14 protein-coding genes are annotated in these 13205 nt (G+C 47.1%); 5 read left to right on the plus strand and 9 right to left on the minus strand.

The window, feature by feature from the left end; genetic code table 11:
• Nucleotide 1: 1 nt before the first annotated feature.
• Nucleotides 2-283 carry a DUF1315 family protein gene (locus MHN31_RS04560; protein WP_125561503.1) on the plus strand — a complete coding sequence of 94 codons (282 nt, stop codon included), beginning with the start codon at nucleotides 2-4 and terminating at the stop codon, nucleotides 281-283.
• Nucleotides 273-2957: a DUF349 domain-containing protein gene (locus MHN31_RS04565; protein ID WP_239443570.1), complete on the plus strand. Its 2685-nt coding sequence runs from the start codon at nucleotides 273-275 to the stop codon at nucleotides 2955-2957. Before MHN31_RS04560 ends, MHN31_RS04565 begins: the two co-directional genes overlap by 11 nt.
• Nucleotides 2958-3015: 58 nt before the next feature.
• On the opposite strand, the gene MHN31_RS04570 is transcribed toward MHN31_RS04565, so the two are convergent.
• Entirely contained in the window at nucleotides 3016-3912 is an 897-nt protein-coding gene (locus tag MHN31_RS04570; RefSeq protein WP_239443571.1) for a TIGR01777 family oxidoreductase, read from the minus strand.
• Nucleotides 3913-4115: 203 nt separating this feature from the next.
• On the opposite strand from MHN31_RS04570, the gene MHN31_RS04575 reads away from it, so the two are divergent.
• On the plus strand, nucleotides 4116-5150 hold the full coding sequence (locus MHN31_RS04575) for an AI-2E family transporter (protein WP_239443572.1): 1035 nt from the start codon (nucleotides 4116-4118) through the stop codon (nucleotides 5148-5150).
• A 29-nt stretch (nucleotides 5151-5179) separates the two neighbouring features.
• Here MHN31_RS04575 and MHN31_RS04580 read toward each other — a convergent pair whose 3' ends face one another.
• The 5 genes from MHN31_RS04580 to MHN31_RS04600 all read right to left on the minus strand — a co-directional run bounded on the left by MHN31_RS04580 (nucleotide 5180) and on the right by MHN31_RS04600 (nucleotide 8228).
• Complete coding sequence (locus tag MHN31_RS04580) at nucleotides 5180-5605, minus strand: hypothetical protein (protein WP_125561496.1); 426 nt, start codon at nucleotides 5603-5605, stop codon at nucleotides 5180-5182.
• Nucleotides 5589-6926 (minus strand): ATP-binding protein, encoded by a 1338-nt coding sequence (locus MHN31_RS04585; protein WP_125561494.1) that lies wholly within the window; start codon nucleotides 6924-6926, stop codon nucleotides 5589-5591. The genes MHN31_RS04580 and MHN31_RS04585 overlap by 17 nt, the downstream gene beginning before the upstream one ends.
• Nucleotides 6920-7594 (minus strand): response regulator transcription factor, encoded by a 675-nt coding sequence (locus MHN31_RS04590; RefSeq protein ID WP_125561491.1) that lies wholly within the window; start codon nucleotides 7592-7594, stop codon nucleotides 6920-6922. The genes MHN31_RS04585 and MHN31_RS04590 overlap by 7 nt, the downstream gene beginning before the upstream one ends.
• A 3-nt stretch (nucleotides 7595-7597) precedes the next feature.
• Nucleotides 7598-7849 carry a PepSY domain-containing protein gene (locus MHN31_RS04595; RefSeq protein ID WP_125561489.1) on the minus strand — a complete coding sequence of 84 codons (252 nt, stop codon included), beginning with the start codon at nucleotides 7847-7849 and terminating at the stop codon, nucleotides 7598-7600.
• 79 nt (nucleotides 7850-7928) lie between these two features.
• A complete protein-coding gene (locus MHN31_RS04600) occupies nucleotides 7929-8228 on the minus strand; it encodes a YciI family protein (protein WP_125561487.1) in 300 nt (99 codons plus the stop codon).
• Nucleotides 8229-8487: 259 nt separating this feature from the next.
• On the opposite strand from MHN31_RS04600, the gene MHN31_RS04605 reads away from it, so the two are divergent.
• Entirely contained in the window at nucleotides 8488-9912 is a 1425-nt protein-coding gene (locus MHN31_RS04605; protein WP_049862992.1) for a sodium-dependent transporter, read from the plus strand.
• Nucleotides 9913-9961: 49 nt separating this feature from the next.
• Here MHN31_RS04605 and MHN31_RS04610 read toward each other — a convergent pair whose 3' ends face one another.
• On the minus strand, nucleotides 9962-10603 hold the full coding sequence (locus MHN31_RS04610) for a type II CAAX endopeptidase family protein (RefSeq protein WP_125561573.1): 642 nt from the start codon (nucleotides 10601-10603) through the stop codon (nucleotides 9962-9964).
• A gap of 322 nt (nucleotides 10604-10925) precedes the next feature.
• Between MHN31_RS04610 and MHN31_RS04615 the strand changes: the two genes are divergently transcribed.
• Entirely contained in the window at nucleotides 10926-11204 is a 279-nt protein-coding gene (locus MHN31_RS04615; RefSeq protein WP_049862994.1) for an HU family DNA-binding protein, read from the plus strand.
• An 8-nt stretch (nucleotides 11205-11212) separates the two neighbouring features.
• On the opposite strand, the gene trpA is transcribed toward MHN31_RS04615, so the two are convergent.
• The gene (trpA, locus tag MHN31_RS04620; protein WP_125561485.1) at nucleotides 11213-12019 is read right to left on the minus strand and encodes a tryptophan synthase subunit alpha; all 807 of its coding nucleotides are present in this window, start codon (nucleotides 12017-12019) and stop codon (nucleotides 11213-11215) included.
• On the minus strand, nucleotides 12016-13197 hold the full coding sequence (gene trpB / locus MHN31_RS04625; protein ID WP_239443573.1) for a tryptophan synthase subunit beta: 1182 nt from the start codon (nucleotides 13195-13197) through the stop codon (nucleotides 12016-12018). The genes trpA and trpB overlap by 4 nt, the downstream gene beginning before the upstream one ends.
• Between the last annotated feature and the right edge of the window lie 8 nt (nucleotides 13198-13205).

Genomic DNA, 13205 nt, shown 5'->3' on the forward strand with positions numbered 1-13205 from the left:
CATGAATATAGACAGTTTAGTTAAAAATATTACTCCGGAACTTTATGAGCGATTGCAGTATGGCGCCGCGACTGGACGCTGGCCGGATGGCACACCACTGAGTGACGCACAAAAAGAACAAACCGTTCAGTTGGTCATGTTATATCAGGCAAAAGTCGCGAACAGCACTGAGCAGTTCACCATCAACAAAGAAGGTGAAATGGTGCAAAAGTCAAAACGTGAGTTACAACAAGAATTTAAAGCAGAAAATGAAATAGCCAGGTTTAGTGAAAATGATCTTTAAAAACCTTTTTACCCCTAAATGGAAGCACCCGAAAACACAGGTGCGATTAGCCGCAATCGATAAACTGGACATGAGCAAAGACGCCGAGGTGTTACAGACCTTGGCACTTGAAGATGCCTCAAGTCAGATCAGAAAAAAAGTGCTGGATAAAATCAATGATTTGAGTCTTTGGTGGAAGGTATATAAGCAAGACCAGGAGTTGAAAGAACTGGCCGAGCAGCATATCTCTCAGGCAGTTTTATCCGGTTCACAGTCGCTGAGTAAGGCAATTCGTGATGAGTACATCGATCGTTACGCACCGGCAAAAACGCTGGAAAAGGTGGCTTTTAGTGATATTGCGAACGAGCAAAAAGCCAAGTTATTAAAGCGTCTTGCCAATGCCAAGCTGATTGAAAAGGCATTTAAAGAAGGCAACGAGGCACTCCAGAGCCTGTTATTGCCTTTGATCGCTCAGTATCAGCTAGAAAAAACCGTGCTAAAAGCCGCTAAGGGTGAGGCTCTTACTGCGCTTGAGCAGACCCTGGAACAACAGCGACTGAGCCAGGTTATGCCAGAGCAGGTCGCTCAGGAAGCAAAACTGGTCTTGGCCAAGCTCAACGCATTGCGTGACAAACAGGACTACCAAGTGGTTGCTAATCAGTCTGATGTACTACTTGCGCAATGGCAGGCACTGGAAGTGCAGTGGCTAAGTGAAGAAGCCCAGCAGGTCAATCAGGAAAAATTCACCACTATCTCGGAAAAACTGGGTAAGCACCGTGACGCATTAAAGTTGGCGTTTGATCAAGCGCAGCAACAAGCTGAACAGGCTGCCAATAAAGCTAAAGCGATCGGTGAATTTGAGTCCGATTACTTGGCACTGGAGCAAGCTCTGTCAAGCGCCGTTGATGCCTTGAACTTGTCTGCTCAAGAAGCTTTAGAAGCACAGTTATCGCAGCTTCAGAGCCGCTTAGAGGCTTCTCCTTATCAAGCTGATGCTCCGCTTCAGAGTCTACTTGGAAAGTTACGTGCATGTGCCAGACAACTTGAGAGTTTGCCTGAACTTGTCAGTGCGAAAGCGCAATTCGATGATGCGCTGAAAGCGTTGGCCGAGATAGCTCCGAGTGAAGCGCTTGAGCAGTTGGATGCCACTATGGCGCAACAAAAACAAGCCTACCAGCATGCTCAGACTCAGTTACGCCAGTTGCCGGGGGAGTTGAAAAAACAAGCTTCAGAGCAGCTTAAAGCTGTCAGTGGCCAATTTAATCAGAGCATGAAACCTCTGGTTGATGGGCAGGAAAAGCACCTTAAGGAAGCGCGCAAGAAGGCAAGAGACGTACAGCGACTGTTGGATCAGGGTCGTTTTAATGTCGCGTTCGGCGTATTTAATGGTTTCATTGAGAGCTATGACTTGCTGAGCGAAGGATATAAACAGCAACTGGCCAAACAGCATACGACTTTGAGTGAAGCGCTCGAAGAGCTCAAGGACTGGCAAAAATATGCGTCTCAGCCGAAGCGCGCTGAGTTGCTGCAACAGTTGGATGACATGCTCACAGAGCAAGAGATTGACCCTAAATCTCGTGCAGCGCAGGTAAAGTTATTACGCGTACGCTGGAATGAGCTGGGACGTGTAGAAAGCGATGAAGAAAAAGCGCAGGCTGCTCAGTTTGATGAGAAAATTGAGCTGCTATTTGCCCCGTGTCGTGCTTATTTTGCAGAGCAAGATGCACAGCGCAAAAAAGTCATCGAGCAGCGTGAGGCGCTGGTTGGTCAAATGACAGAGCTGATGGAGCAGGCGCAAACAGCAGAGCCTGATTGGCGCCAGGTTGAAAGCGCGTTTAACCGTATCAACAAGCAATGGCGTGGTGCAGGCAGCTTAGATGCAGCGACTTATCAGGCACTTAATACGCGTTATCGTCAAGCCTATACTCAGGTCAATGAGCTGTTAAAATCTCGCCACCAGGCCAATGCTCAGCTGAAGCAACAACTGGTGACAGAAGCACAGGCTCAACTTGAGTTGGAAGATGTCATGCAAGCTTGTGACACCTTGAAAAGCTTGCAAAAGCGCTGGCAGGAAATTGGCTTTGCTGGCACCAAGCAGGAACACACATTGTGGCAGGAGTTCAGAAAACACAATGATGCCGTGTTTGATAAACGTCAGGCGCAGCAAAATGCTGAGCGTGAACAAGCTCAGGCACAAGAAGCGCAGCAGCGTCAGTTATTGAGTGAGTTAGACAGTCAAATGATCGATGCTAAGACGCAGTCAGAGCTGCTAAGTGTAAAAGAAGCCATCATTGCAACAGACGTGCTTGGTCCATTGAGAAAAACCAAACAGCAGCTTCTGGAGCAGGTAGAAGCCAAATTAAATGAACTTTTCTCAGCTCAGAGTCGTGAAAAGTTCAATGAACTGGTAGAAGCTGTGCGTGCGGGTGAGAGGCCATCGGATAACTGGTTAAGGGGCAATGACTCAGGGCTGTCTGCTGAGCAGTTGTTGCTGCGCCTTGAAATCATGACCAATAATGAGTCCCCGGACTCTTGTGCAAAGGCACGAATGACAGAGCAGGTTGCTTTGTTAGAAGCCAAGCTACAAGGTGGTGCTCAGTCGCTTGAGTATTATCTGACTTGTTACCTGTCACAGGTGGTCAGTGACAACGAGCAGGTTGAGCAGGCGCGCTTAATCAAGGTGTTAACCGCATAATTGAACAGATAAAAAAAGCGCCGCTAGGCGCTTTTTTTATTTCTGAACCACACCAACATCAGTGAAACAATTGCTGAAGCGCTTCATCCAAGTTGGGGTAGCGAAAACGGTAATTTGCTTTAAGTGCCCGGCGGGGTAGTACGCGCTGTCCGTATATTAGTAACTCAGACATTTCACCAAACAGTGCCTTGAGCACGAATTCTGGCATAGTAAACATGGCTGGACGTCTTAAAGTGATGGCCAGGCGTTCGGCAAACTCTTTGTTGGATACCGGGGCTGGCGCAGTTGCATTAAACACTCCGGATAGATCCTGATGTTTAATCAAAAATAAAATGAGCTGCACCATATCGTCAATATGGATCCAGGACATCATTTGTTCACCGCTGGCCATGGGTCCACCCATACCAAACCTAAAGGCAGGCAGCATTTTCTTCAGCGCACCGCCGTGCCTGGATAGCACCACTCCGGTTCTGATTATACAAACCCGGGTGGCTTCATTGTGGGCAGAGTTGGCCTTTGCTTCCCAGTCTTTGCACAATTGATGACTAAACTCCGGATAGGGGTCGTCGAAGTCTTCGCCCACCTTAACCGTTGCCGGCTGTCTGCCGTAGTAGCCAATGGCACTGCCTGAAATAAAGGTATGCGGTGGCGTGTCGCAATTGCGGATCCGCGCGCTGAGCGCTTCGGTCAGCAAAATGCGGCTGTCCATGATCCGGGCTTTTTGTTGCTCAGTCCAACGTTTGTCAGCAATGGGTTCACCTGCCAGGTTGATAACCACATCCAGTTCATTGAAGTTGACCAAGTCTAGATCGTTAACGAGTTCAATTTTGCTGTCCAGCAAGCGCCGGGCTTTGGCAATATTGCGTGTCAATGCAATGATTTTATGTTTATTGAATAGAAACTTGCACAACTCTGACCCGATAAGCCCGGTGGCACCTGTAATTAATACCTTCATGTATAGTCCATTTTAATATTTTAGTGTTTATACTCAGCGTATTGCATTGTCGATCAATTTGTTAGTTCTTCGTGCTTTGATGCAAATTTCCGTTACAATGAAGTCGCCGGGCAATAATTAAATTAATGCGCTTATGGCAGCGACCCGGTGCCATCCCCACGCTTTTATAATGGGGTTTTGCAAAGTTAATGTAAGGAAAAGTCGTGTCTTCATTGTCTGGGATCACTAAAAGCTTAGTCGTTATTGCGTCATTGTTCATTGTTTTAGCCGGAATAAAACTGGCTAACGACATCGTTGTCCCTTTTGTTTTAGCAGCTTTTATCGCCATTATATGTAATCCACTTCTGAAGTTTTTTGCCAATTATCGTATTCCTAAAGGGCTGGCAATTGTTTTGATCATCATGATGGTCATGCTGATGGGTATGAGCCTGACAGGTTTGGTCGGCCAATCGTTAAATGACTTTTCGAGTCAATTACCGCAATACAGGGAAGCGTTGCGAAGCAAGTTTATCTGGTTTGTTGATATGGCGGCCCAATATAATATCTTAATTGATAAACAACAGCTTATTGCGTTGTTTGACCCTGGTAAGATGATTGATGTGGCGACCAATATGCTGGCGGGGTTTGGCGGCGTGATGGCCAACATCTTTCTGATCCTGCTGACCGTGGTATTTATGCTTTTTGAAGCGCCCATGATCAGCACCAAGGTGCACCTTGCACTAGATGACCCGGATATGAAAATGAAGCAGATTGATCGCTTTTTGGACTCGATAAACAGCTATCTGGCTATTAAGACTTTGGTGTCATTGGCAACGGGGGGTCTTGCAGCGGTTTTTCTTTGGGTGCTGGATGTTGATTACTTTGTGCTCTGGGGTGTGTTTGCCTTTCTATTGAATTATATTCCCAATATAGGCTCAATTATTGCGGCGGTCCCTCCGGTGTTATTGGCGCTGGTGACACACAGCCCTATGGTCAGCGCGATTGTGGCAGCAGGGTATATCAGTATTAATACCATTATGGGAAATATTGTCGAGCCGCGCTTTATGGGCCGAGGACTTGGCCTGAGTACTTTGGTGGTGTTTTTGTCTTTAATCTTCTGGGGTTGGTTGTTGGGTACTGTGGGTATGCTGCTATCAGTGCCTTTAACTATGGTAGTTAAAATAGCCCTTGAAAACAGTGAAGATGGGCGTTGGCTTGCAACAATGCTAGGCGGTGAAGAGCAGCAAAATGCCAGATAATAATCGTTATCTGGCATTCAGAAGCAGGCCTACTGGATCATAAAGTCGGCCTGCAGCTCTTGTGTGTGTTGCTTGATAAACTCTATTTTACAGCGTTTGTATATCTTGGCTGCCATGGTGGCGTTAGGCATTTGCTTTAAGTAGCGCCAGCGACAGGCGTCTTCCATGTATCTTTCCTGATTGATAAAGCTGCGCTGGATAATGGGCAGTAGTTGAGAGTTGCCGGTTTCTTTTTGCAGGTTTTCAGTGTCCATCACCAATTTAGTTACCCAGGTTTTTCTTTCACGTTCCAGCAACTCAATATTTCCATCCAGGCACATCAGGTAGCGCTTGGCTTTTTCAGGATGATCCGAATTGAGGTGCTCACATTGCTGTAAAGTTAGCCTGGCTGCTTGTGCAGACACGCTAAGCGTTAACAATGATAAGAAACACAGTGTTTTATTGGTTCTGTTCATAACTAAATTCTATTGTAAACTGGGCACCGCCCAGCTGGCTGTAATCTATGTCTATGCTTCCGTGATAGGAAGAGACGAGGTCGGATACAATGGCCATGCCAACACCGTGGCCATTTTCATAGGTATCCAGGCGCGTCCCACGTTGCAACAGGGTGCTTCTGTTCTGTTCAGGGATGCCTGGGCCATCGTCACTGATGATAAAACGCACGCCTTTGCTTTGATTATACTTCACGTTGATATCAACCTGCGACTGGCAGGCTTTACATGCATTGTCGATCAAATTACCTAAAATTTCCATCAGATCGGTTTTATCACCCAAAAATGCGGCCTCTTCTGGACACGCAGAACTAAACTTGATCTGCTTATCATGATAGACCTTGTTCATGGCATTGAGGATAGCACTGACCACAGGTTGCACCTGAGTTTGTTTTTTCCAGGTGTCCGATGCGCCCGATGCGGCACGTTTCAGCTGATGTTCAATCATGGCATTAATGCGATCAAGCTGCTCCTGAGCGTCGGCGTTTTCTGCCAGCGGACTTGATTTTAGTACCGCCAGAGGGGTTTTGAGTGCGTGAGCAAGGTCGCTCAGTGAAGCTCGGTAGCGTTCTTTCTGCCTTCTTTGCGAGTCCAGCAGTAAATTCAGGTCGGCTTTGATGGTATTGAGTTCAACAGGGTAGAGCCCACTAATTTTATCAATTTCGCCTGCCTCGACTGCTTTTATTTCTTTATCCAGCCTTTGCAGGGGCCTTGCACTCCAGATAAATCCCAGCGCCATGAGCGCCGCTATCATAATGCCCATTACCAACATCCAGTTGACCAGGGTATTACGAAACTGGGCCATTTGCGCAACCAGGGCTGAGTTTTTCTTCAGTAGAATAAATTTGGCCTGTTGTGAGTGACTGGCATTGCCCAGAATGACCGTCATACTGAGTTGCCAGTAGAGCTCCTGATTGTACTCAACCCGCTCGAATTCCGCCGCGCCGGCTTTACTTTGTGAAATGTCCGGTGTAACGGTTAGATTCATAGCCGACTCAGAGTGCCAAACCAGCGTATTCTGTTGATAAATAAGTGCATAGGTATCTGAATTAAGCCGATTTAACTCAGGTGCTAAAATACTGTTAGGCATCTCCATGGTCACGAAATCAACCTCAGAGATAAGCGAGTAGAGATGGGCTTCCAGGGTTTTTTCTGTGGCGTCGACCAGGGTGGCGTAATAGGCACGGCCGATTGAGAAAAACAGTGCAGGCAGTGCAACGATAAGAACAAAGACAAGGATAAATCCTTGCCTTATTTTAAGAGAAATTTGAGCGCGATTTACCACTGGTTTTTAAACCTATAGCCTCGGCCTCTAAGTGTTTCAACGGGGTTAAGCGTACCGTCTGGATCTAGTTTTTTTCTCAGTCTGAGTACAAACACTTCGATTACATTTGAATCAAGATCAAAATCCTGATCGTAAATATGTTCGGTCAACTCGGATTTTGAAATCACCTTGAGTGGATTGACCATCAGGTATTCCAGTACTTTGTATTCATACGCAGTGAGTGTCAGCTCTCTGTCTTCTACCCAAACTTGCTGAGAACGCGTATGTATTTTTACCGGACCAATGCAGATCTCCGGGTTTGCTTGTCCGGCACTCCTTCGGATCAGGGCATTACAGCGGGCAATCAGCTCTTCTGTATGGAAGGGTTTGGTCAGATAGTCATCGGCACCGGCATCCAGCCCCTCGACTTTTTCCTGCCAGCGATCACGTGCAGTGAGGATCAAAATAGGTAACTTGATGCCTTTGGCGCGTGCCTGGCGAATGAGTTCTATACCATCCAGTTTAGGTAAGCCAAGGTCGACAACTGCTAAATCCAATGGATACTCAGTTAAGTGAAAAAGACCATTTTCTCCATCGTGACACAAGTCAACACTGTACTTCTCTTTTTCCAGCGCTGTACGCAGGTTTTCTGCCAGTTGTATATCATCTTCTATTACAAGAATTCGCATTGTTTAGTCCTTCTTCACTTCGCCCGTCACCTGGTGAACCTTTAAATCTATGATCCGGCCGTCATCGAGCAAAATTCTCACTACGTAATAGTCTCCTCGCTTGGAGATCTTGAGCGTTTTACCTGAGTACTGGTCGGTTGCAAGTTTAACAGCTTGCTTTTTGCTTATCGTATCTTGCTTTTGAGAAGCTTCAGTAGGCTGGGCACCCAGCAAACAGAAGGCTAATATGATCGCAAGACATCTTGGCAACTGCATTTAAAAGCTCCACGGTTAGGGTTGCTTAACATCTTGTCGCACAGGCTATTGGAAAACGACTTAACCCATGCTGAACTTGTTAAGGCAGCACTTTCTTGTATGGCTTGACGACACTGTTGGCATAAACACCCGCTGCGATATAGGGGTCTTCTGCAGCCCATGCTTCGGCCTGCGCCAGGGAATCGAATTCTGCGATAACTAAAGAACCAGAAAACCCAGCTTCGCCTGGATCTGGGCTGTCGATGGCGGGCAGAGGGCCGGCGGCGAACAAGCGCTGTTGCTGATCAAGCTCATTCAGTCTGGCCAGGTGTGCTGGGCGTGCTGCTAAGCGCTTCTGCAAAGAGTTTTCAACATCAGTTGAGTAGATCATGTAAAGCATAGGATGTAAAAATTATTGTGTTATTTGCGCCTATCATAGACTGAACTGACCCCGTGTGTAAATGCCGGAACCACTGACGAACGAAGACAAATCAAGGTGTCATGTGTGTGTAACATGTTATGAGTGCGTTGTGTAAGCGTGCGAAGGTGTGAGGTTTACGTCAATGCGCATCGGATTAGACGTTTATACTTGAAATTCCGTGCTGATGGCTGGTAGAGTCCTTCGACTATTCTTATAAAATAATAATAAGGTTGTTCTTGTGAGCGCAAATCGTGAGCACTTTAGCTCGCGGCTTGGTTTTATCCTTGCCGCAGCGGGTTCCGCAGTCGGGATTGGTAACCTGGTTGGGTTTCCCGTGTCTGCAACAAAAAATGGGGGCGGTGCGTTTCTGCTTACTTATGCCCTGTTTGTTATCTTTATTTGTCTGCCGGTGATGATGGCAGAAATGGCGATGGGGCGTAAGGCGCAAAAAGACCCTTATGGTTCCTACAAGTCTCTGACGCAAGGAGATAAAAAATGGTCCCTTGCGGGGGCGATCGCCGTATTAACGCCGTTTATGATAGCCGTGTTTTATATGGTCATTACTGTATGGATCTTTGGTTATCTGGTGCAAACTGTACTTGGAAACCTGGATATGCTGGCAAATCCGGGTCACTTTGATGCCTTTGTAAACGAATACACTATGTTTATCTACATGGTATTTGTTGGCCTGTTCGTTAACCTTATTCTGGTAGGCGGTGTGAAAGAGGGCATTGAAAAAGCCGCTAAGTTTATGATGCCTGCGCTTTTTGTGTTATTACTTGGCTTGGTGGTCTATGTATTGACGCTGGATAACGCCATGGCTGGTGTGCGTTATTATCTGGTACCAGATTTCTCTAAAATGAATGCCAGCGTGCTTAACGGCGCCTTATCGCAATCGTTTTTCTCCCTGTCTCTGGGAATGGGTATCCTGATCACTTATGCCTCTTACATCTCAAAGAAAGATGACATTGTTGGCAGTTCTAAAATGGTGGCAATTACAGACTCTTTGGTCGCATTCATCGCAGGTCTGATGGTGCTGCCCGCTATTTTCAGCTTCAACCCGGATACCGATCCTGCCAAGCTAAGTGACTCGTCAGTGTCTATGATTTTTGTCTATCTGCCAAAGCTGTTGCTGGCATTGCAATCTGACATTGGCTACTTCGGCGCTTCTGCGGTTGCTGCGTTGTTCTTCCTGCTGGTCTTTTTTGCTGCGATTACCTCACTGGTGTCAATCATCGAAGTACCAACTGCTGCGTTAATGGAAGAGAAGAACATTAGCCGTAAAAAGGCGCTGGGCCTGCTGGCATTGACAACGGGCGGATTGACGGTGCTGTGTACCATGTCTTTTGGTATGGTTGGTTGGCTGACCGATTTTGTTAACTATGGCGGTGCCAGTCAGAGCATGTTTGCGCTGATCTCGGATGTATTCTACGAAACCATTCTGCCTTTTAACGGCTTACTGGTTTGTTTGTTTGTGATGTACCGTTGGAAAAAGCATAACTTGTCAGAAGAGCTGGCACAGGGGTCACCAAACTATAAAGGCAGCCTGATGGAAAAGTACGTGAACTTCTCGTTATCTACCTTTATCCCAGTGATCCTGACGGTCATCTTCGTTAATACAGTAACGACGAAGTTCTTTGCATTTAGTTTATTTGGCTTCTAGCCGTACTTAGAATGCCACAGGGGCACCTCAGGTATGTGGTGCCCCTTTGCTAAAACGTTACGCCTGAATCCAGGTACTGACCCAGCCCCAGGGTAAAGACCCACAACCCCCAAAGACTATGTTCGAGTACACAGACGGCCAAAGAGCGACTATGTGCGTAGGTATAGGCAAATAACAACCCGCCGGCAAAGGAAAGAGCGATTGCCACCCAATTGTCATACACACAATGGGCCAGCGCGAATACAGCAGCACTCAGCACAACCCTGATTGTCTTCCTCGGTAAAATTCGTTTGTAGCGATGAAAAAAGTAGCTGCGGAACACCAGCTCTTGTGGTAACACCGATAATATTGGATAGGCTATTAGCAGGATCAACCAGTCATTGGTGGAGTTGAGTGGCATATCAAACCAGCTTTCCTGATTCACCAGGCCATAAAACATGGCAGAAAACAGGGCACCGATAAAGAAGGTTGAAAACAGCCGCCGCTTTACTGTGGAAAAGGTGCCCAGACTGGTCAGGCGAAATCGTTTGAAATGTGGGTCAGTGAGTAACAAATATGTACACACAGCTGTGAGTATAATCAGTGCCGGAAATAACCAATTGGCGAGTTGATGGCGAAATGCATAGGCAATAACAGGTAGCAGGAAAAACACCAGGAATAGTTCGCACCAGCGATATTGGTTTGCGTTCAATGTGGCCTCTGGTATGTCTGTCAGCGTTAGCCTAACTATAGTCAAGGCATTTCAACTCGGGTATGGCAGGACAAGGAAAACTTTGTCTATACCAATTTGCTTAATGTCGCGTTCCATTTTGAGGCAAGCAAATATTGTTGATAACCAGCTAAGAATTTTCAACGTTACAGTTTTAAATGAAAATTTTAACGCTGCTTGCATAATAATTGTGCCTTCAAATTGAACAGATATGAAGTGGACTTGGTATTTATCCACTCAGGATTGACTTTTAAGACAGAACTCCTTAGCCTGCCGGGCTTTGTTGTATAAAGACGGATGCATGATGAATAAAAGTGAACTGGTTACAGCCATGGCGGCGCATAGTGAATTGACCAAGAAAGACACACAGGCTGCACTGGGTAGTCTTATAAAACTTATCACCAAACGTCTCTCTGAAGGGGATCAGGTCCAGCTTAATGGTATGGGCACCTTTACGTTAAGCTATCATCCGGCCAAGCCGGGTAGAAACCCCAGAACAGGGGAAGAAATCATGATTGAAGGGCAAAATAAAGTACTGTTTAAGCCAGCCAAAGCCCTCAAGGATGCTCTGGCTGACAAATAGCTCTGATGTTAGCGCGCGGTAGCGGCTTTCATGCTACGTACAAAAGCGCTAAGGGCCTGATACATCGCAGGCTTGTCATCCAAGTGCTGCTCAATAATTTTGACCACAGCAGAACCTGAGATGGCCCCAGCGGCACCTGAATCCAGCGCGGCTTTGACTTGCTCAGGCGTTGAGATACCGAAGCCCAGTAGTGCAGGGGCTGCATGGTACTCGGTGAGCTTAGTGATGATCTCGTCAGTTGGCATTTGCACTTGGCTTTCTGTACCGGTTACACCAGCGCGCGAGAGCAAATAAGTATAGCCTCTGCCGTAACTTGCACATTCGCGTAAGGTATCATCACTGGCATTAGGCGTTGCGATGAAAATTGGCTCAATGCCTGCCTCTACCGCTGCTCTGCGGAACATTTTTGATTCGTGCAGCGGCACATCTGCTACCAATACCGAATCGACGCCCGCGGCTTTGGCCTGTTGATAAAATGCATCAAGACCACGTGCGAAAATCAGGTTTGAATACAATAGCAGCCCAATTGGGATATGAGGATATTGCTCACGCACCGCACGGATCACGTCAAAGCAATCTTCTGTGTCTATGTGCTGTTCTAGTGCACGAATATTTGCAGCCTGGATAACCGGACCGTCCGCGATTGGATCGGAAAACGGGATACCCAGCTCCAGTGCATCCGCACCGCCTTCAATCAGGCTTTTGATGATTGCCAGGCTGGTTTCTTTGTCCGGGTCGCCAATGGTCACGAACGGGACAAAAGCGCCTTGTTGCTTGTCGTTTAGCTGCTGGAACATCTCATTGTAACGGCTCATAGTTCACCTCGCGCTTCTAATACCTGGTGGACATGGGCTAAGTCTTTGTCACCACGACCACTTAAATTGATCACTATCACTGTGTCTTGTTCTTGTGCTTCAGCATATTTCAATGCGTAGGCTAACGCATGACTCGATTCCAGCGCTGGAATAATCCCTTCATGTTTTGCTAATGACTGGAAAGCTGCCAGCGCTTCGTCATCGGTTACAGCGACATACTGAGCGCGGCCTGTCTCGTGCAGGTAGGCGTGTTGTGGTCCAACCGCTGGGTAATCCAGACCAGCAGAGACCGAGTAAGACTCCTCAATCTGACCGTCCTGGTTTTGCATGATATAGGTATAAGCACCATGTAAAATGCCTTTAGTCCCCTTACACAATGCTGCGCCATGTTCTTCAGTTTCCAGACCTTTACCTGCAGGCTCTACACCGATTAGCTTGACGTCTTTTTCGTCAATAAAGTCTGCAAACATCCCAATCGCGTTGGAACCACCACCTACACAGGCCATGACCACATCCGGCAGTTTTCCTTCAGCTTCCAGTACCTGTTGTTTTGCTTCTTCACCGATCATTTTCTGGAACTCGCGTACCAGGGTCGGGAAAGGATGAGGGCCAGCTGCGGTACCAAGCAGGTAGTGGGCGGTTTTGTAATTGGCTGACCAGTCGCGCATGGCTTCATTTACGGCGTCTTTAAGTGTGCCCGAGCCTGCTGTAACCGGGATAACTTCTGCACCCATCAGGCGCATACGGAACACATTTGGTTGTTGACGTTCAACGTCTTTGGCACCCATGTAAACGCGACATTTAAGACCCAGCAAGGCACAGGCCAGTGCTGTTGCAACACCATGTTGCCCGGCGCCGGTCTCAGCGATGACTTCTGATTTACCCATACGTTTAGTGAGCAGTGCCTGACCAAGTACCTGGTTGGTTTTGTGTGCGCCACCGTGGAGCAGATCTTCTCGTTTCAGATACAGCTTCACCTTTGGGTTTTTAACCAGGTTTCTGGTCAGCGTGAGTGGCGTCGGACGCCCTGCAAACTCATTGAGTAATTGATAAAATTCCTGCTGGAATGCCGGGTCTTGCTGTGCTTTGTTAAATTCCTGCTCAAGCTGCTTAAGCGCAGGAACTAGTAATTCAGGGACAAACATGCCACCAAAATCACCGTAATATCCTGTATTCATTTTTTCCA

Source organism: Pseudoalteromonas sp. McH1-42 (assembly GCF_022347845.1).
Classification (GTDB): Bacteria; Pseudomonadota; Gammaproteobacteria; order Enterobacterales; family Alteromonadaceae; genus Pseudoalteromonas; species Pseudoalteromonas rubra_D.